19 protein-coding genes and 1 tRNA gene are annotated in these 19,228 nt (G+C 65.5%); 12 read left to right on the top strand and 8 right to left on the bottom strand.

The genetic code is table 11. The features are described 5' to 3' along the window. The first annotated feature begins 107 nt into the window (after positions 1 to 107). The 7 genes from RO07_RS02710 to pth all read left to right on the top strand — a co-directional run bounded on the left by RO07_RS02710 (position 108) and on the right by pth (position 6,485). Positions 108 to 2,030, top strand: a complete 1,923-nt coding sequence (locus tag RO07_RS02710; RefSeq protein WP_237171362.1) for a tetratricopeptide repeat protein — start codon at positions 108 to 110, stop codon at positions 2,028 to 2,030. A gap of 32 nt (positions 2,031 to 2,062) precedes the next feature. Continuing rightward, entirely contained in the window at positions 2,063 to 2,758 is a 696-nt protein-coding gene (locus RO07_RS02705) for an outer membrane lipoprotein LolB (protein WP_039414027.1), read from the top strand. 233 nt (positions 2,759 to 2,991) lie between these two features. After that, positions 2,992 to 3,861, top strand: coding sequence for a 4-(cytidine 5'-diphospho)-2-C-methyl-D-erythritol kinase (gene ispE, locus RO07_RS02700; RefSeq protein WP_039407844.1), 870 nt, complete (start codon positions 2,992 to 2,994; stop codon positions 3,859 to 3,861). Between the two features lie 53 nt (positions 3,862 to 3,914). Then, positions 3,915 to 3,991 (top strand) — tRNA-Gln (locus RO07_RS02695). A 48-nt stretch (positions 3,992 to 4,039) separates the two neighbouring features. Continuing rightward, the gene (locus tag RO07_RS02690; protein WP_039407842.1) at positions 4,040 to 4,987 is read left to right on the top strand and encodes a ribose-phosphate pyrophosphokinase; all 948 of its coding nucleotides are present in this window, start codon (positions 4,040 to 4,042) and stop codon (positions 4,985 to 4,987) included. A gap of 156 nt (positions 4,988 to 5,143) precedes the next feature. After that, positions 5,144 to 5,764, top strand: a complete 621-nt coding sequence (locus tag RO07_RS02685; RefSeq protein ID WP_039407840.1) for a 50S ribosomal protein L25/general stress protein Ctc — start codon at positions 5,144 to 5,146, stop codon at positions 5,762 to 5,764. Positions 5,765 to 5,888: 124 nt separating this feature from the next. After that, entirely contained in the window at positions 5,889 to 6,485 is a 597-nt protein-coding gene (gene pth / locus RO07_RS02680; RefSeq protein ID WP_039414024.1) for an aminoacyl-tRNA hydrolase, read from the top strand. Positions 6,486 to 6,605: 120 nt separating this feature from the next. Here pth and RO07_RS02675 read toward each other — a convergent pair whose 3' ends face one another. The 3 genes from RO07_RS02675 to rsmD form a co-directional block, all read right to left on the bottom strand. Next, positions 6,606 to 6,863 carry a YfhL family 4Fe-4S dicluster ferredoxin gene (locus RO07_RS02675; RefSeq protein ID WP_039407838.1) on the bottom strand — a complete coding sequence of 86 codons (258 nt, stop codon included), beginning with the start codon at positions 6,861 to 6,863 and terminating at the stop codon, positions 6,606 to 6,608. Positions 6,864 to 6,926: 63 nt separating this feature from the next. Further along, a complete protein-coding gene (coaD, locus tag RO07_RS02670; RefSeq protein ID WP_039407837.1) occupies positions 6,927 to 7,421 on the bottom strand; it encodes a pantetheine-phosphate adenylyltransferase in 495 nt (164 codons plus the stop codon). Between the two features lie 55 nt (positions 7,422 to 7,476). Further along, positions 7,477 to 8,070 (bottom strand): 16S rRNA (guanine(966)-N(2))-methyltransferase RsmD, encoded by a 594-nt coding sequence (gene rsmD / locus RO07_RS02665; RefSeq protein ID WP_039407835.1) that lies wholly within the window; start codon positions 8,068 to 8,070, stop codon positions 7,477 to 7,479. 308 nt (positions 8,071 to 8,378) lie between these two features. Here rsmD and nodI point away from each other — a divergent pair, with 308 nt between their 5' ends. After that, the gene (gene nodI / locus RO07_RS02660) at positions 8,379 to 9,296 is read left to right on the top strand and encodes a nodulation factor ABC transporter ATP-binding protein NodI (protein WP_039407833.1); all 918 of its coding nucleotides are present in this window, start codon (positions 8,379 to 8,381) and stop codon (positions 9,294 to 9,296) included. Then, a complete protein-coding gene (locus tag RO07_RS02655) occupies positions 9,289 to 10,077 on the top strand; it encodes an ABC transporter permease (protein WP_052266962.1) in 789 nt (262 codons plus the stop codon). Before nodI ends, RO07_RS02655 begins: the two co-directional genes overlap by 8 nt. Positions 10,078 to 10,116: 39 nt before the next feature. Here RO07_RS02655 and RO07_RS02650 read toward each other — a convergent pair whose 3' ends face one another. Both RO07_RS02650 and RO07_RS02645 read right to left on the bottom strand, forming a co-directional pair. Further along, positions 10,117 to 11,520 (bottom strand): M16 family metallopeptidase, encoded by a 1,404-nt coding sequence (locus tag RO07_RS02650; protein WP_052267508.1) that lies wholly within the window; start codon positions 11,518 to 11,520, stop codon positions 10,117 to 10,119. Between the two features lie 33 nt (positions 11,521 to 11,553). Beyond that, positions 11,554 to 12,972, bottom strand: coding sequence for a M16 family metallopeptidase (locus RO07_RS02645; RefSeq protein WP_039407831.1), 1,419 nt, complete (start codon positions 12,970 to 12,972; stop codon positions 11,554 to 11,556). A gap of 171 nt (positions 12,973 to 13,143) precedes the next feature. Between RO07_RS02645 and ftsY the strand changes: the two genes are divergently transcribed. Beyond that, a complete protein-coding gene (ftsY, locus tag RO07_RS02640; RefSeq protein ID WP_039407829.1) occupies positions 13,144 to 14,463 on the top strand; it encodes a signal recognition particle-docking protein FtsY in 1,320 nt (439 codons plus the stop codon). A gap of 147 nt (positions 14,464 to 14,610) precedes the next feature. On the opposite strand, the gene RO07_RS02635 is transcribed toward ftsY, so the two are convergent. Further along, a complete protein-coding gene (locus tag RO07_RS02635) occupies positions 14,611 to 15,237 on the bottom strand; it encodes a LysE/ArgO family amino acid transporter (RefSeq protein WP_039407827.1) in 627 nt (208 codons plus the stop codon). Positions 15,238 to 15,245: 8 nt separating this feature from the next. Continuing rightward, positions 15,246 to 15,893, bottom strand: coding sequence for a maleylacetoacetate isomerase (gene maiA, locus RO07_RS02630; protein ID WP_039407825.1), 648 nt, complete (start codon positions 15,891 to 15,893; stop codon positions 15,246 to 15,248). A 192-nt stretch (positions 15,894 to 16,085) separates the two neighbouring features. On the opposite strand from maiA, the gene ybiB reads away from it, so the two are divergent. Further along, a complete protein-coding gene (ybiB, locus tag RO07_RS02625; protein WP_039407823.1) occupies positions 16,086 to 17,039 on the top strand; it encodes a DNA-binding protein YbiB in 954 nt (317 codons plus the stop codon). 311 nt (positions 17,040 to 17,350) lie between these two features. Here the strand turns inward: ybiB and RO07_RS02620 are convergent, their stop codons facing one another. After that, the gene (locus RO07_RS02620) at positions 17,351 to 17,734 is read right to left on the bottom strand and encodes a nuclear transport factor 2 family protein (protein ID WP_039407821.1); all 384 of its coding nucleotides are present in this window, start codon (positions 17,732 to 17,734) and stop codon (positions 17,351 to 17,353) included. Between the two features lie 222 nt (positions 17,735 to 17,956). Between RO07_RS02620 and rpoH the strand changes: the two genes are divergently transcribed. Further along, positions 17,957 to 18,895 (top strand): RNA polymerase sigma factor RpoH, encoded by a 939-nt coding sequence (gene rpoH, locus RO07_RS02615; RefSeq protein WP_039407819.1) that lies wholly within the window; start codon positions 17,957 to 17,959, stop codon positions 18,893 to 18,895. Positions 18,896 to 19,228 lie beyond the last annotated feature (333 nt).

The raw sequence follows: 19,228 nt of genomic DNA, 5'->3' as shown, positions 1-19,228 counted from the left end.
GACTCTATTGTATCGGGCGCGCTACAATCGCTCGAAACCTGCCGTGGAACCCTATGCCGAACACCCGAATCCAGTCCATCCCCACCGCTTCCGAGACTGCGGTAACCGTGGCACCCGTGGCCTTGCGCCTGCGCGGCGCACTGGCACGCGGGGCGTGGGCCGGCGCCACGGCGCTTGGCGTGACCTGCGCCAGCGCAATCATGGCATTTTTGCCAGCTTCGAGCGCCTTCGCGCAAACGGTCCAGGGCGGCACGCGTCACCCATTGGCCCAGAACACACCGAAGGCCCCTGCCACGCCCGCTTCACCGGCTTCATCGGCAAGCGGTCCGGCAGCCGCGCCCGCCAAGGCGTCCGCGCCGGGGGCAAATGGCGGTGTCGATGCCGAGGATGCCGCGGCCGCCACCCCGAAGGAAAAGCTGCCGAACGTCGCGCTGTCGAGCGAGATCGTCTTCGAAGTAATGGCCGCGGAACTGAGTCTGCAGCGCGGCAATCTCGCTCCCGCCTACAACACCTACATCGCGCTGGCGAATCGCACCAAGGATCCGCGCATGGCGCGCCGTGCGGTCGAAATCGCGTTGGGCGCGCGCCAGCTCGGCGACGCGCTGATCGCCGCCCGCCTGTGGCATCAACTCGATCCGACGTGGCGCCCGGCGTCGCAGTTGCTCGCAAGCCTGCAGGTCGGCACCGGCCACCTGGCCGAAGCCGAGCCGCTGCTCGTCGAAGAGCTGAACAAGGTGCCGGAAGCGCGTCGCGGTCAGGCCATTCTCGAATTGCAGCAGATGATTGCGCGCAGCCCCGAGCGGGCCACGGGCATCGACTCGCTCAAGCGCATGCTGGCGAACGACATGCAGCGCCCCGAAGCGCAGTTGGCCATCGCGCGCTCGCAGCTCGACGCCGGGGATACCGCCGGCGCACGCGCGTCGCTCGAAAACGCCCTCAGGATCAAGCCGGATTACGAGGCTGCGGCGCTGCTCTACGGCCAGATGGGCCCGTCGGAGCGCACCAGCGCCATCGCCGGACTGAAAACCTTCCTCGATCGCAACCCGAACGCCAAGGAAGCCCGCTTCGCCTACGCCAAGCTGCTGCTCGCCGACAACCAGCTCGACGGCGCGCAGAAGCAGTTCGAAACGCTCGAGAAGCGCTATCCGCACGAGCTCTCGACGCTGATGGCGCTTGCGTTGCTCAGCCTGCACGCGAAGCATCCGGACAAGGCCGAGCAGTATCTGCAGAAGTATGCGGCGGAGGCCGAGGAGCAGAATACCGACGGCGCCCAGGCCTACGTCTATCTCGCGCAGATCGCGCAGGATCGTAAGGACTACCCGGCAGCGGACAAGTGGCTCTCGAAGATTCGCGAGGACAGCAATGCCTATCTGCCCGCGCAAATCGGTCGCGCACAATTGCTCGCCGATCAGGGCAAGGTCGATGAGGGCCGCGCGCTGCTGCACGGTATCAAATCGAGCGATCCGCGCGAACAACTGGCGCTCAAGCGCGCCGAGTCCGACCTGCTCGTGAAGGCCAAGCGTTATGACGACGCGGAAAAGCTGCTCGCGGCCGAGGTCAAGGACCATCCGGACGACGCGGACCTGCTCTATCAGTACGGCATGGTCGCCGAGTTGAACAAGCACTACGACGTCATGGAAAAGGCGATGCGGCGCGTGATGACGGCGCAGCCCGAGAACGCGCAGGCCTACAACGCACTCGGCTACTCGCTGACCGAACGCAACACGCGCCTGCCCGAGGCGCTCAAGCTGCTGCAAAAGGCGTCGGCGCTCTCGCCCGAAGATCCGTACATCATGGACAGCCTGGGCTGGGTGAAATATCGCCTCGGCGACAAACAGCAGGCGCTCGAACTGCTGCGTCGCGCGTACGGCATTCAGGCACAGGCGGAAATCGGCGCACACCTGGGCGAGGTGCTGTGGGAGTCGGGCCAGCAGGATGAGGCGCGCAAGACCTGGCGTGAAGCGCTCAAGCTCGACGGCGACGACGATACGCTGCGCTCGACGATGAAGCGCTACAACGTGGCGCCGTAATACAGGGATTGCCGATGTTGCAGAGGTTTCCGATGTCAACGGGGCGCTCGCGGTTGGCGCACGCCGCCGCTCGCTTGGCGGCCCGCTTCGTCAACCGTGCCGACCACGCCGGCCACTCCGTTTCGCGTGCCACTCGCCGCGTTTCCCGTCGCGGCGCAGCGCTCGCGCTGGCCGGATCGTTCGCGCTGCTCGCGAGCGGCTGCGCAAGCCTCGCGCCGCCGACGCCCATCGCTCAGTCGGCCGATGCAAGCACAGAACACTATCGCGGCCGCTTCTCCGTGCGCTACGAACAGAATGGCGAGCCACGCAACACGTACGGCAATTTCGACTGGCAGCAAAGCGGCGAGAACGCCGTCGTCCAGTTGCTGGATCCGCTCGGCCAAACGCAGGCGATCGTGCGCGAGAATCCGCGCGGCGCGTCGCTCGAGTTGCCGGGCAAGGCACCGCTCACGGGGCCGCGCCTGGAAGATGTGATGCACGATGCGCTTGGCTTCGCGCTGCCGGTCGGCGGCCTTCGTTACTGGTTGCGCATGCAGAGCGCTCCCGGATCGCGGGGGAGCATCGAGCATGACCCGCGGACGCAACGGCCCACGCATCTGAAGCAGGACGGCTGGACCATCGACTATCAGGCGTTTTTCGATGGCACGCCGCTGCGCGTCAAACGCATCGATCTGTCGCGCGATCTCGACGGCTCGCCTCTCGCGGTGCGACTGGTCATCGACGAGTAAGACGAGACTCAGCGGGCCACTTCGGCACGCTTGCGCCGGCGGTGCTATCCTTGGCGCCGCCTGACTCGGGTGCACGTCGTCACCGATGCCGACGATGCCGATGCAACTGCTGGCGCGGATCAACGCCTGCGCCCTGCAATGCCCGCCGTCAGCGAATTTCCCGGGGACGACTCCCCGCCTCCGGATGCCGGCGCCACCGCCGCGCACTCCGATAGCTCTCGTTTCGCATCGCCATGTACGAAATCCTGCGTGACTGCCCGGCTCCGGCCAAGCTGAACCTGTTCCTGCATATCGTGGGACGCCGGCCCAACGGCTATCACGAACTGCAAACCGTCTTCCAACTGATCGACTGGGCCGACACGCTGCATTTCGAACGCCGCGACGACGCGCGCATCGTCCACACGAATCCGCTGCCGGGCGTGCCGCCGGAGACGGACCTCACCGTGCGGGCGGCCCGACTTCTGCAGGAACACTGCGGCGTGCGTTTCGGCGTGGACATCGCCATCGAGAAGCGTTTGCCGGCCGGCGGCGGCATCGGCGGCGGCAGCTCGGACGCCGCCACCACGCTGCTCGCCCTGAACCGGATGTGGCAGCTCGATCTGCCGCGCGCGGAACTGCAGACGCTGGCCCTCAAGCTCGGCGCGGACGTGCCGTTTTTCGTGTTCGGCCGCAATGCCTTCGCCGAGGGGCTGGGCGAATCATTGCACGCGGTGAATCTGCCGCAATGGCACTTTCTCGTCGTCAACCCGCGCGTGCACGTCGCGACGGACAAAATATTTCGCGACCCCCTGTTGACAAGGGATTCGAAGATCGTCACAATGGCGTTCTTTCTTGAGCACGCCAACAAAAACGTGTTCGAAACGGATGAAATCTTCCGTAACGACATGCAGGCGGTAGTCACTCGGGAATACGCGGAAGTCGCTGCTGTGATTGACTGGTTCAGAACCTTCACCACGGCACGCATGACAGGATCCGGCGCCAGCGTGTTTGCGGTATTCGACACGAAGGCGGAAGCGGAAGCCGCATGCAAGCGATTGCCGGAGCGCTGGCTCGGTCAAGTGACCACTAGCCTGGCCGAACACCCGCTGTTCGCCTTCGCGTGAAAAGTTTTGCTTTGTTGCGTTTCCTACGGCGCAGCGAAGGTACCGGTTAGTGTAGGGGAGTCGCCAAGTTGGTTAAGGCACCGGATTTTGATTCCGGCATACGAGGGTTCGAGTCCTTCCTCCCCTGCCAATTTCTCTGTTGTCGAGTCTCAGCATCCAACGTTCCGCAGGTAGCCAGATGAGTAGTGATAACCTAATGGTATTCACCGGGAACGCCAATCCCGCCCTGGCCCAAGCGGTCGTCGACACGCTCGGTATCCCTCTCGGCAAGGCCATGGCCAGCCGCTTCTCGGATGGCGAGATTCAGGTCGAAATTCAGGAAAACGTGCGCGGCAAGGACGTCTTCGTCCTCCAGTCGACGTGTGCTCCGACCAACGACAACCTGATGGAACTGATGATCATGGTCGACGCGCTCAAGCGCGCTTCCGCCGGCCGGATCACCGCTGCCATCCCGTATTTCGGCTATGCCCGTCAGGATCGCCGCCCCCGTTCGGCGCGCGTGGCGATCTCGGCGAAGGTCGTGGCCAACATGCTGCAAATCGCAGGCGTCGAGCGCATCATCACGATGGACCTGCACGCCGACCAGATTCAGGGCTTCTTCGATATCCCGGTCGACAACATCTATGCGTCGCCGCTGCTGCTGGCGGATGTGCGCGAGCAGAACCACGAAAACCTGCTGGTGGTGTCGCCGGACGTCGGCGGTGTGGTGCGCGCCCGTGCGCTGGCCAAGCAGCTGCATTGCGATCTGGCCATCATCGACAAGCGCCGTCCGAAGGCCAACGTGGCCGAAGTGATGAACATCATCGGTGAAGTCGAAGGTCGTACCTGCGTCATCATGGACGACATGGTCGACACCGCTGGCACGCTCTGCAAGGCAGCACAGGTGTTGAAGGAACGCGGTGCACAGAAGGTCTACGCCTACTGTACGCATCCGGTGCTCTCGGGCGGCGCCGCGGCGCGAATCAACGCCTCGGAGCTCGACGAAGTGGTCGTGACGGACACGATTCCGCTGCGCGACGACTCGAAGGGCGGCAAGATTCGCCAGTTGAGCTGCGCGAACCTGCTCGCCGAGACGTTCTCGCGCATCCGACGCGGCGACTCGGTGATGTCGCTGTTCGCGGAATAAGCGTTCGGTAAAGTTTTTGCAGCGGCGCCGGTGTGGCGCCGTTGTTATGTCGGCGAGGAGCGTTTCCTCGCCTTTGTCGTTCCTGAAACCCGCGTTTTTCAGCGGGTATTTCGGGAAGAAATCACTGCCTGGTCGCGGGCAGTACAAGGAGTTGTTATGAAAGTCGTCGCTTTTGAGCGCAATCAGCAAGGTACGGGTGCGAGCCGCCGCCTGCGCAATGCCGGTAAGACTACGGGCATCGTGTACGGTGGTAACGTTGAAGCCAAAATGATCGAACTCGATCACAACGCACTGTGGCACGCCCTCCGCAAGGAAGCTTTCCACTCGTCGATTCTCGACCTGGAAGTTGCCGGCAAGACCGAACAAGTGCTGCTGCGCGATGTGCAGTACCACCCGTTCAAGCAACTCGTTCTGCACGTGGATTTCCAACGTGTCGATCCGAACAAGTCGATTCACGTGAAGGTGCCCCTGCACTTCCTGAACGCCGAGAACGCCCCGGCCGTGAAGCTGGCTTCGAACGTGATCAGCCACACGCTGAACGAACTGGACATCAGCTGCCTGCCGGGCAAGCTGCCGGAATTCCTGGAAGTCGACCTGTCGAAGCTGGAAGCCGGCCAGACCGTGCACGCCAAGGACGTCAAGCTGCCCGCCGGCGTGACGTTGACGCTGCACGTCGAGCAGGAAAACCCGGTGGTGGCGCAAGCCGTCCAACCGGCTGGCGCTGCTGCCGATGAAGCCGCTGCCTCGGCTGCCGAAGGCGAAACGCCGGCTGCCTAAGCCACGCGCGCCAGCCTTCAGCGGCGACGCTGGACGCAAGACCCGCCGCGACATCATGTCCGGCGGGTTTTTTTATTGCGGTGCATGGCGTACCAACACCTGCACCAACACCTCCGACACCGAAATGATCAAGCTGATCGTAGGGCTCGGCAATCCGGGTGCCGAATACACAGCGACGCGTCACAACGCGGGCTTCTGGTTTGTCGACGCACTGGCACAGCAATGCGGCGCATCGCTCTCCAACCAGAAAAACTTCCACGGCTTCGCTGCGCGTGCGCGCGTGGCCGGTCAGGAAGTCTGGCTACTCGAGCCGCAGACGTTCATGAACCGCTCCGGCCAGTCCGTCGTCGCACTGGCCCGCTTCTATAAGATCCTGCCCGACGAGATCCTTGTCGTGCACGACGAACTCGACCTCCTGCCCGGCGCCGTGAAACTCAAGCGAGGCGGCGGCAGCGGTGGACACAACGGCCTGAAGGACATTGCCGCGCACCTGACCACGCAGGAATTCTGGCGTCTGCGCCTGGGCATCGGGCATCCGCGCACGCTCCAGCCAGCCGGCAGCCAGCAGCAGGTGGTCGATTTCGTGCTCAAGCCGCCGCGCAAGGAAGAGCAGGTGCTAATCGACGACGCGATGTCGCGCTCGCTCGACGTCGTCGACCTGATCGTCAAGGGCGAGATGGAAAAGGCGATGATGCGTCTGCACGCCGCGCCCGGGAAGTAAGCAAGTCGCGCGGATGTGCGGCTCGATGCATGGCCAAGGCGCCGCAGGGTGCCTTCGGCCGCCCGCAGATCTCTCGCGTGGTTTCCGGGGATGTGAAGCGGAACGCGGCCTGACGTGAAATCAGGCCGACTTGGCCGCTTGCAGGTGGGTGTACTTGTCCAGTAGTTGCTCGCGCGTCTCGACGTGTTCGGGGTTGATGGGAATGCACTCCACCGGACACACCTGCACGCACTGCGGTTCATCGAAGTGACCGACGCATTCGGTGCACTTGTTCGGATCGATCTCGTAGATCTCGACCCCCATCGAAATTGCGTCGTTCGGGCACTCCGGCTCGCACACGTCGCAATTGATGCATTCATCGGTAATCATCAAGGCCATACGGCACCTCCAGCCGTATCGCGATACCGGCGGGCCGGAGAGCCCGGCCGGCACACACGATACTCACCCCTTCGCCGACTGGTCGCCGACTTTCGTCACCAGCCATTTTTCGACGGAAGGGAACACGAACTTGCTGACGTCGCCGCCCAGTTGCGCGATCTCGCGCACGATCGTGCCCGAGATGAACTGGTACTGGTCCGACGGCGTCATGAACATCGTTTCCACATCGGGCAGCAGATAACGGTTCATGCCCGCCATCTGGAACTCGTATTCGAAATCGGACACGGCGCGCAGACCGCGCACGATCACGCGGGCCTGATGCTTGCGCACGAAGTCCTTGAGCAACCCGGAAAACCCTTCGACGGACACGTTCGGATAGTGGCCCAGCACTTCGCGCGCGATGTCGATACGCTCCTCGAGCGTGAAGAACGGTTTCTTGTTCTTGCTATCGGCCACCCCGACGACAAGCTTGTCGAAGATGCCCGCAGCACGGCGGACCAGGTCCTCGTGCCCTCGGGTGAGCGGGTCGAACGTCCCTGGATAGATCGCCACTACCATGCCAACGTCTCCTCGCGGCTGGGGACCGATGCTGCGTACTTGTTCATTGTGGTCTCTAGGTTTTCGGAATCGATTCAAGCAAATGATAATGCACCGCCCCGGCTTTCGCCCGGCGCAGGCAGGCAAGGCCGACCGCGGCAAGCGCCTCGTCCTCGAGCGGCGAGTCGGATTCGGCATAGATCACGCCGTCCGGCGCCAGCAGACGGGCAGCCGGCGCCAGCAGCTCGCCCAGCCAGCCGCTGGCAAACGGGGGGTCGAGAAATACCACGTCGAAAGCCCCGGGCGCGAGTGTGGTTATCAGACGCCGCGCATCGGCCTGGACGATCTCGATCTGGCCAGCGCCCAGCTTGGCCTGATTCGCCCGCAGTTGCCGCACCGCGGGCGCGGCCTGCTCGATCATCACGACCCGGGCCGCACCGCGAGACGCCGCCTCGAATCCGAGCGCGCCGCTGCCGGCGAACGCGTCGAGGCACTGCATACCGCTGAGGTCCTGTCCGAGCCAGTTGAAGAGCGTCTCGCGCACGCGGTCGGGCGTGGGCCGCAGGCCGTCACCGGGTGGCACGGGCAGCGGCGTACGCTTCCATTGGCCGCCGATGATGCGCACCTGCTGCGGCGCGTTGCGCGCCACGTTGCCGGTACCAGACTTCATGATGCGCTCCGGGAGATCGCCGCGGCAGTCAAAACAGCCGGGCCGAATGCACCGGTGTGCGTGACGCGAGGGTCCGCTTCGATGCAAAAAAGAGGTCGCGCGCGGCGATTCGCACGCAGGAAATCCAAATTCATGGCAAACCACGCTACATTGTTGAGGCGAAACATACCACATCGCCCGTCCCCCCAGCCCCATCGGGATACGCAATGCCGGACCGGCACACGCGTCCCCGGTGCGGCGAAGCGCCAGGCGCGGCCAAGCCCCAGCCGTCCCCGACTGTCGCTCAACAGGAGTCCGCCCGATTCGTCATGACCGCTGCCGCCATCGAGGTAACAGAGCTCTGCAAGACCTATGACGACCGTCCCGTCGTCGATCATCTCTCCCTTCGCGTCGCCCCCGGCGAGTGTTTCGGCCTGCTGGGGCCCAACGGCGCGGGCAAGACGACCACGTTGCGCATGCTGCTGGGCCTGGTGACGCCCGACGCCGGCGACATCCGGCTCGGCGGCATGCCCGTGCCGCAGTCGGCGCCCGAGGCTCGGCGACGCATCGGCGTGGTGCCGCAGTTCGACAATCTCGATCCCGACTTCACCGTGCGCGAGAACCTTGCCGTCTTCGGCCGGTATTTCGGCCTCTCGCGCGCCGAGATTCGTGAGCGCGTGCCGGCCCTGCTGGCCTTCGCGCGGCTCGAAGCCAAGGCCGACGCCCGCGTCGGCCAGCTCTCCGGCGGCATGAAGCGCCGCCTCACACTCGCCCGCGCGCTCATCAACAATCCCGACCTGCTCGTACTCGACGAGCCGACCACCGGCCTCGATCCGCAAGCGCGGCATCTGATCTGGGAACGTCTCAAATCGTTGATGAACGAAGGCAAGACGATTCTGCTGACGACGCATTTCATGGAGGAGGCCGAGCGGCTGTGCCATCGCCTGTGCGTGATAGATGCTGGGCGCAAGATTGCCGAGGGCACACCGCCAGAACTCGTCGCACGCGAAATCGGTTGCGACGTGGTGGAGCTCTTCGGCGACGTGCCGCGGGCGTTGCTCGCACAGATCTCACCGTTGGCCGAGCGCATCGAGACGAGCGGCGAGACGCATTTCTGCTACGTGCGCGATGCGGCGCCTCTCGTGGCCGCGCTGCAGCACCAGCCCGGCGTCCGCTACCTCCATCGCCGCGCGAACCTCGAGGACGTTTTCCTCAAACTCACGGGACGGGAGATGCGCGATGAATAAGCCCCATGCACCGCGTTATCTTCCGGGGGCCGCGGCGTGGATCGGCGTCTGGCGGCGCAACTTCCTCGTCTGGCGCAAGCTCGCCATCGCGTCGATGTTCGGCAATCTGGCCGATCCGATGATCTACCTGTTCGGGCTGGGTTTCGGACTGGGGATGATGGTCGGCAACGTGGACGGCACGTCCTACATCGCATTCCTCGCCGCGGGTACCGTCGGCTCGAGCGTGATGTTCTCCGCGAGCTTCGAGTCGATGTACTCGGGCTTCTCCCGCATGCACGTGCAGCGCACTTGGGAGGCCCTCATGCACACGCCGCTCACGCTGGGCGACGTGGTTCTGGGGGAGGTGGTGTGGGCGGCGAGCAAGGCGGTGCTCTCGGGGCTGGCCATCCTCATCGTGGCCAGCGTGCTGGGCTATGCGCGCCTCGACAGCCTCGCGATCGTCTTCCCGGTGGTCCTGCTTGCCGGCCTAGCGTTCGCGAGTCTGGCGATGGTCATGACGTCGCTCGCGCCGAGCTACGACTTCTTCATGTTCTACCAGACGCTCGTCATGACGCCAATGCTGCTGCTCTCCGGCGTGTTCTTCCCGTTGTCGCAATTGCCGTCCGCCGCTCGCCACATCACCGAGTGGCTGCCGCTCGCGCATGCCGTGGCCCTGATCCGCCCCGCCATGCTCGGACGCTCCCTCGACCAGCCGTGGCTGCATGCCGGTGCGCTCGCCGTCTACGCCATCGTGGGTTTCGCCGTCGCACTGGTACTGCTGCGCCGCCGGATTCTCCGGTGACGCAGCAGCGACACAGCGATACGGCATCGCTACGGACGATTACTTCGCCTTCGTGCCGGTACCGGACTTGCCGGCGGCGGGGGCGGTGGCACCCTTGCTTGCGGCGCCGAACACGTCACCCGGTCCGACGACGATCGTGGCCAGACGATCCGGCTGCACGTGGCGCGCGAAGGCTTCCTTGACCTGCGCCGCCGTGACGGCCTTGACCTTCTCGGTCCACGTGTCGAGATAGTCGAGCGGCAGATTGTAGAAGCCGATGGCCGCCACGTTCGCCAGCAGCTTGCGGTTGCTGTCCAGACGCAGCGGGAAACCGTTGACGAGGTTGTCCTTCGCGGCTTGCATTTCCGCATCGGTCGGTCCGTCCTGCACGAACTTGCCGAGCGTCTCGCGCACGACCTTGAGCGCGTCGCGCGCCTGCTCGCGACGCGTCTGCAGGCTGATCTCGAACGGCCCTTCCTGCAACTGCGGCACGAAGGCGCTCGACACGCCGTACGTGAGACCGCGCTTCTCGCGCACTTCGGCCGTGAGCCGCGACACGAACCCGCCGCTGCCCAGCACGTAATTGCCCACGAGCAACGGGAAGTAGTCGGGATCGCTACGTGCCATCGAGGCCTGCCCCGTCACGATGTGCGCCTGCTCCGCCGGGTGCGGCAGATCGATCTGCACGGCACTGCGCAGCGGGGCCACGGCAGGCATGGCGGGCGGCGTGACGCCGGCCGGCATCGCATCCGTCAGCGTGGCGACGACCTTCTCCGCCTGCGCGCGGTCGATGTCGCCGACGATCGTGACGACCGCCCGCTTCGGGCTGTACATGTCGCGATAGAAGCGCACGAGATCGTCGCGCTTGACGGCGTTGACGCTCGCCACCGTTGCCGTCACACCGTACGGATGGCTGCCATAGATCGCATGGAGAAACGCCTTCTCGGCGATGGCCTCGGGTTTCGTGTCGGCTTCGGCGATCGCAGCCGACAGCCGCGCCGATTCGCGCTTGAGTACGGCCTCGGGGAACGTCGGATGCTGGAGGAACTGCGCCATGGTGCTCACCGCCGCGTCGCGCTCGGCAGCCGAGGACAGCGTGCGCATGGTGACGGTCGCGGCGTCGCGGCCGGCCTGCGTGCCCGCCATCGCGCCGACATCGGCGAAGCGGTCGGCGATCTGCGCTTCGGTCAACGCGGGACGCCCACCGGCCGCCATTGCGCCGGCGTCGAGCAGGCCCGCCGTGAGCAGCGCCAGGCCGGCCTTGCCCGGCGGATCGTAGCGGCTGCCCGCATCGAAATCGATGTTCAGGTCGATCATCGGAATCGACCGGCTCTCGACGAGTAGCACCTTGGCGCCGGACGGCGCGGTCCAGGTCTGAATCGGCAATGCCGCCTGCGCGGCGGTGGAGGCGAGCGCAGCCGCGCACACCAGCAGACTCGTGCGCACAGGGGAAAGCGCACGCATCAGTGCGGAAATCTTCATCATCGTGTGGCCCTCTCAGCGCATGTTCTTCAGGTCTTCCGCCCCTTGGGCGCGGCGCTTGCGTGTCGCTTCGTCGATCGGCTGCGGCACCAGCGTGGCCACCGTCAGCGAATCGTCGCCGAAGTACTTGCCGGCCACCGCCTGCACTTGCGCGGGCGTTACCGCCTTCACCTTTTCGAGCATGCGATCGATCTGCCGCCACGAAATGCCCGACATTTCGTTCAGGCCGATCTCCATGGCCTGCCCGAACACCGAGTCGCGCTTGTAGATCTGCGACGCGACCACCTGCGCCTTCACGCGCTTGAGTTCCGCCTCGGTCACGCCGTGTGCTGCGACGTCGGCGATCTGCGCGCGCAAGGCCTTCTCGATCTGCTCGGGCGTCTTGCCTTGCGCCGGCGTGCCGTCGAGGAGGAAGAACTGCGGGCCCCGGCCCACGCCGTCATAGCTCGCTCCGACATCGTTGGCGATGCGTTGCTCGCGCACCAGACGACTCGTCAGCCGAGCGTTGCCGTAGCCGTCGAGCACGGCGGCAAGCACCTGCAGCGCATAGACGTCGTCGTCCTTCTCGACGTCGGTCAGGCGCGGCGCACGCCACGCCAGCATCACGTTCGGATTCTCGGCCGGCGCCTTCACGAAGACGCGCCTCACGCCCAGTTGTGCCGGCTCGTTCTGCGGACGGCGCTCGGGCAACGCGCGCGGCTTGAGCGCCCCATAGTACTTTTCGGCGAACTGCCTGACCTGCGCCGGATCGACGTCGCCGCTCACGACCACGACGGCGTTGTTCGGCGCATACCAGCGCTCGTACCAGTCGCGTGTGTCCTGCACGGTCATGTGCTGCAGGTCGTCCATCCAGCCGACGATCGGGCGGCGGTACGGATTGGCCACGAGCGCCGTGGCCATCAATTGTTCGTAGAGCAGTGCGCGCGGCTGATCGTCGGTGCGCAGACGGCGCTCCTCCATGACCACCTGGATCTCCTTCGCGAATTCGTCGGCGGAGAGCGTCAGATTGGCCATGCGGTCGGCCTCGAGACGCATCATCTCCGGCAGGCGCGACTTCTCCGTCTGCTCGAAGTAGCCGGTGTAGTCCTTGCTGGTGAAGGCGTTCTCACGGCCGCCCAGCGCGGCGACCTGGCGCGAAAACTGCCCGGCGCCGACGGACTTCGTGCCCTTGAACATCATGTGTTCGAGCGCGTGGGCGACGCCCGTGGTGCCGTTGAACTCGTCGAGCGAGCCGGCGCGATACCAGACCACGTGAGCGACCGTGGGCGCGCGGTGATCTTCGCGCACGATCAGCCGCAGGCCGTTCGATAGCGTGAATTCCGAAGTGTTGTCCGTGGTTTTGCTGCCGCCGGTGTCGGCCGCATGGCTCAGGCCCATCAGCCCGGCCAAGGTCAGTCCGACCAAGGCGTGTCGCCAGCGCATGGTTGCCGTCATGGATCCCCTTTCGCCCGTCATGGACGTCGATACGCGTCTGATAAAATACGTCGCATTTCCCGCGTCGGAAACAACGACTCGCCCATTGTAGGGGGTTTTGTACGACGCGAATGGCAAGGCAAATCAGAGACGCACGCCGACCGCGCGCCCCCACGTCGAGTTCCTCACCCCATGTTCAGTTTCTTCAAGCGCTTCAAGTCGGGCGGCAACAAGGCCGCCGAGACGAGTCCCGCATCGCCAGAATCCGTCGAGTCGACCGACTCGGCTCAGCCGGCCCAGGCCACCGAACCGACGGCGCCTGCTGCCACCGCGGGCGACGCAAAGGCGAACGTCGCATCGCCCGCGTCCCATCAATCCACCGCGCCCACCGCCCCCGCCACACCTGCGACGCCGACGGTGAGCGAGCCGGTGCAAAGCGCCGCCGAAAACACGGAAGCGTCCGACTCCATTTCGGCCCAAATCCCAACGCCGGACGCATCGACCACGTCAGAACCGGTGGACGTCGCACCACCGCCCGCGCCCGTCGTCGTGAAGGACGCGCAAGGTGAAACCATCGGCGAAATCGTCGCCGCCCCGGCCCCCGCGCCGGCCGCCAAGCGCTCGTGGCTCACGCGCCTGAAGACCGGTCTGTCGAAGACCAGCGCCGGCCTCACGGGCATCTTCGTCGGCGTGAAGGTCGACGAGAATCTCTTCGAGGAACTCGAAGGCGCCCTGCTGATGAGCGACGCGGGCGTCGAAGCCACCACCTTCCTCCTCGACGCGCTGCGCAAGAAGGTCAAGGCCGAACGCCTGACCGAAGGCGAACAGGTCAAGCGCGCGTTGCACGATCTGCTGGTCGAACTGCTGCAACCGCTCGAGCAGAGCCTCGTGCTCGGCCGCGAAGCGCCGCTGGTCGTGATGATCGCGGGCGTGAACGGCGCCGGCAAGACGACGAGCATCGGCAAGCTGGCCAAGCACTTTCAGCATTACGGGCAGTCGGTGCTGCTCGCCGCCGGCGACACGTTCCGCGCGGCGGCTCGCGAGCAGTTGACGATCTGGGGCGAGCGTAACAACGTGGCGGTCGTCTCGCAGGAAAGCGGCGATCCGGCGGCGGTCGTCTTCGACGCCGTCAACGCGGCACGGGCGCGCAGGATCGATATCGTGATGGCCGACACGGCAGGCCGCCTGCCGACGCAGTTGCATCTGATGGAGGAGCTCAAGAAGATCAGGCGCGTGCTTGGCAAGGCCGCCGAGGGCGCGCCGCACGAGGTGCTGCTCGTGATCGACGCCAACACCGGCCAGAACGCGCTCGCGCAGGTCAAGGCGTTCGACGACGCGCTGCAACTCACCGGCCTCATCGTGACCAAGCTCGACGGCACGGCCAAGGGCGGCATTCTTGCCGCGATCGCACGCCAGCGTCCGGTGCCGGTGTACTTCATCGGCGTGGGCGAGAAGGTCGAGGATCTGCAACCGTTCTCCGCACGCGAGTTCGCAGACGCCTTGCTGGGATAAGCGCCTCGCGTCGGACCCGATGAAACGAGACGGCCCGCCACTTCCGTGTGCGGGCCGTTTGCATTTCGGGAACTCGGGGACTCGGCGTTTCGGCGGCTCAGCGAGCGTGGCGCCTCCGCCGCGGACCCTCTGCCGTTTACCGGAACGTCACAACTGCTGCGCGACAAGCCCTGCGCAGAGTCCCCACATCATCGTGCCGACGACGCCATCGAGGATCTGCCACGCGCGCGCTCGCGAGAACAGCGGCGCGAGCAGGCGCGCCCCGTATCCGAGCGTGGTGAACCACAGCACCGATGCCAGCATCGCGCCCGCGGCGAACCAGACGTTGCCCGGATACGCCTCGCGCGCGCCGATGCCGCCCAGCAGAATCACCGTATCGAGGTAGACGTGCGGATTGAGCAGCGAAAGCATCGACACGAGCAGGAAGGCGCGCTGCCAGGTCATGTCCTGCGTGGCGGCGCGGCTGCCGTCGGCCTGCAGCGCACCCGTGCCGCGAAACGCCGCGCGCCAGGCGCGCAGCCCATACCAGAACAGGAACGCGGCGCCGCCCCACGTCACGGCCGTCAGAAAGCTCGGATAGGCTTGGATCAGTCCCCCCATGCCGGCCACGCCCGCCGCGATGAGCGTCATGTCGCACAACGTGCAGACGGCGACGACCACGCCGACGTGGCGTCGCAGAATCCCCTGCCGCAGCACGAACGCGTTCTGCGCACCGATCGCCACGATGAGGCTCGCGCCAAGCGCCATGCCTCGCCAGAAAGCCGGATCGAACATCGCCCGGCCTACTCGGCGTCGGGTTGCGCTTCAGGCGCGGCGCGCCGGAACGCGTCGAGCGTCGCGCAATGTGCGTTGATGGCGGCAATGCGCGGGAACGGCGCCATGTCCACCTTGAACCGGTTGGCGTTGTAGACCTGCGGCACGAGGCAGCAATCGGCCAGCGTCGGCGTGTCGCCGAACACGAACCTGCCTTGCGGCGACTGAGCGGCAAGCCGCGCCTCCAGCGCCTTGAAGCCCTCGACGATCCAATGCACGTACCACGCATTCTTCTGCTCCTCGGTGACGCTCAAGTCGTGCTTGAGGTACCGCAGTACGCGCAGGTTGTCGATCGGATGGATGTCGGCCGCGATGTCGAGCGCCAGCGCCCGTACCTGCGCGCGCGCCGCCGGATCGGCGGGCAGCAACGCGGGCGTGGGGTGCGTCTCTTCCAGATATTCGATGATCGCCAGCGATTGATGAATGTTCACGTCGCCGTCGACGTACGTCGGCACCAGGCCGTTGACGTTCAGCGCCCGGTACGCCGGCTTGAGCTGCTCGCCGCCGTCGCGAACCAGATGCACCGGCATCGTCTCGTAGTCGATTCCCTTGAGGTTGAGGGCGATTCGCACGCGATACGCGGCGGAACTGCGGAAATAGCTGTACAGCGTGGGCATGGCAAACCTCGTTCAATGCAAATGGGGAGACGCGGGCGGGTACCCGGGAGCGCGACGGAGGGCGGTGGGCAACGCGTCGGAACCCGAGATGGTACTTCAAGCGCTGGCCCCGAGGACACTTGATTGCGTATGATGGGTGCTCACCGGCGCACTCGCGACCCGCGCCGTCCTCCGAACCGATCCCGACGTGTCATGACCCCTGCCGCTCCCTTTGCCTGTGCGCCGTTGCTCAAGATCATCGCCCGGGGGGCCAAGGGCGCACGCGCGCTCAGCGCCGACGAAACACGTACGCTGTTCGACGCGATTCTGGCCGACCAGGTGGCCCCGGCCGAGCTCGGCGGCGTGCTGATCGCGTACCGGATCAAAGGCGAGACACCGGTCGAACTGCGCGCCATGCTCGACGCCGCGCACGCCACCTTCACGCCGCTCACGGCGCCCGCCGACGCCCCGCCACCCGTGCTGCTGCCCAGCTACAACGGGGCGCGCAAACAACCCAATCTGACGCCGCTGCTCGCCCTTCTGCTCGCGCGCGAAGGCATCCCGGTGCTCGTTCACGGCCAGCATCACAGCGGCGCGAATCGGGTCGGCACGCAGGCGATCTTCGCGGAACTGGGCTACGAGGCTTGCCAGTCGGGCGCGCAGGCCGAAGCGGCCTTGCAGGCTCGGCGCGTCGCCTACTTGCCGATCGCGGCGCTCTCCCCCGCGCTGGAGCGCCTGCTCGAAATGCGCGCCGCGCTGGGCGTGCGCAATTCAGGGCACACGGTGGTCAAGCTGCTGCAACCGTTTGCGGGGCCGGCGCTGCGGCTGATCAACTACACCCATCCGGAATATCGGGACACGCTCGGCGAGATGTTCCGCGATGCGGGCAACAGTCCCGCCCCCGGCGTCCTTCTCTCACGAGGCACGGAAGGCGAACCCGTCGCGGACGCCCGCCGTCAGGCCGCCATCGAGGGCTTTAGCGACGGCACGCTCCGGCTCTGGCAGGAGGCGGAAGACGGTGCGACAGGCGCACCGCCCGTGCTGCCCGCGGCCGACGCTGCGGCCACCGCCCGCTGGATCGAGGCGGTACTGGCGGGAGACGCCAGGATTCCCGGGCCGATCGCGCGCCAGCTCGGCGTCATTCGTGGAGCGCTGGGGCTCGACTGACGAAGGCGCTTGACGGGGTGGAGACGTGTAGGCGGGGCTGACGCCAGAGGCCAGAGGCCAGAGATGGGTTTCATGCCGTGTCCGCTTCGTCAAGAATGCACGAAGCGCCCCCAGTCGCCGATTCTGCCTATATCGAGCCAAAACCACGGCATTCGCTCGAAAGCCGTCCGAGTGGCCGTCAAATCAGAAAAATATCAATTATTCGGAACATTTTGTCCCGAAATAAATCCAATCTTCAGATTTTAGAGATCACGCTCGATGGGTGACGAAGGCAGAGGCGAACGGACGGGCAAGCCGCCGAAAGCCAGGCCTCAGTCCGCCGACGCCAAACGGGTCGCCTGCCAGGAGATGAGCCGCCATTCCTCGGCTTCGCGCACGTGCACCGCCGTATAGGCCATCTGCGACTCGAGCGAGCCCGTGGCCGTTTCCAGCTCGACCCAGACCTTGCCCGTCACGACCACGGTGTCGCCGAACTGGCGCAGTTCCTGCGCCCGGATGTCGATATCGAGGTATCGGCGGCGGCCCGACGTAAGCGCGTCGAGGAATTCGCGTTTGGTTTCGCGTTTGCCGTTGGAATGCACGTAGTGCATGCCGTCTGCCAGGAGTGAGTCCAGTTGTTCGACGTCGCCCTCGACCATCGCGCCAAACCGCGCAGTCTCGAGCGCACGCACCGCGTCGATATGCTTACCAGCCATGCTGATCTCCCATCTTCGCCGGCACCGAACGCCCCCGGCTTGGGTTGCAATTTACACCATCCGCGTGACGTTTGCGCCAGTGAGTTTCCTCGTTTGACGGGGGGTGCTGGAAAACCCCGAGAGGTCGGAAACTTCCCGTCCTGTAAGGGTTCTAACGTCTTTAGCACTCATCTGGATAGAGTGCTAAAATGCTTTCCCAAAGGCTAATCAGGAGTCCACCACTTGAGTACTGCCGCCACATTGCATCCGACGACGCCGGCCACCGGCACGGCGCCGACTTCGCGTGCCCTTGCTCTTGCCCCGTCGGCATTGATGCTGCCGGGCAGTCTGGGCAATATCGACAGCTATATTCAGGCTGTTCACCGCATCCCCATGCTTTCCGCCGAGGAAGAGCAGACGCTCGCCAAGCGCCTGCGGGAACACGACGATCTCGAAGCCGCCCGCAAGCTGGTGCTCTCGCACCTGCGCCTGGTGGTGTCGATCGCGCGTAACTACCTCGGCTACGGCCTGCCGCATGCCGACCTGATCCAGGAAGGCAACATCGGTCTGATGAAGGCCGTCAAGCGCTTCGATCCCTCGCAGGGCGTGCGACTCGTGTCGTATGCCATGCACTGGATCAAGGCCGAGATTCACGAGTACGTGCTGCGCAACTGGCGTACGGTCAAGGTTGCCACGACCAAGGCCCAGCGCAAGCTCTTCTTCAACCTGCGCAGCCAGAAGCAGGGCTTGCAGGCTTTCACGCCGGAAGAGATCGATCAGGTCGCGCGCGATCTGAACGTCAAGCGCGAAGACGTCATCGAGATGGAAACGCGCATGTCCGGCGGCGACATCGCGCTCGAAGGTCATGGCGACGACAGCGACAGCGCGAGCTTCGCCCCGATCGCCTACCTGGCCGATACGCATCAGGAACCGACCGCCGTGATCGCCGCGCGCGAGCGCGACCATCTGCAAAGCGACGGTCTGCAAACGGCGCTCGCCCGCCTTGACTCGCGCAGCCGCCGCATCATCGAAGCGCGCTGGCTGGCGGTCGACGATGACGGCAGTGGCGGCGCCACGCTGCACGAGCTGGCGGAAGAATTCGGCGTGTCCGCCGAACGTATCCGTCAGATCGAAGTGGCCGCGATGAAGAAGATGAAGGGCGCGCTGCAAGCGTATGCCTGACGTCACGCGCAAGTCACGCGACAAAATGCCGCACGCCGCCGACGCAGTTCGGTAACGCCGCGGCGCGGCGATGCAACACATCCCCCGAGGCCCCGCGAGATTCGCGGGGCCTTTGTTTGGCGGCCGCCCTCGCATGCCGGGCGCCGGTTCCCGCCCGGCACTCCACCACTTCACCCATCGCCCCCTCGCATTGCGGACATCCAAAGTTCACGGACCATCTGTGCCTGACTTGATGCATCGCAAGGTGAGCCGACTCGCTCGTCGATAGAATCAGTTCGTACGTGGCCATGCCGCGTGCGAAGGACGGCCCGGGGGCCGTTCGCCGCGCCGAAT

Source organism: Pandoraea pulmonicola, from assembly GCF_000815105.2.
Classification (GTDB): domain Bacteria; phylum Pseudomonadota; class Gammaproteobacteria; order Burkholderiales; family Burkholderiaceae; genus Pandoraea; species Pandoraea pulmonicola.
The sequence above is the reverse complement of the archived record's forward strand: the minus strand, read 5'-3'. Positions and strand labels throughout refer to the sequence as shown.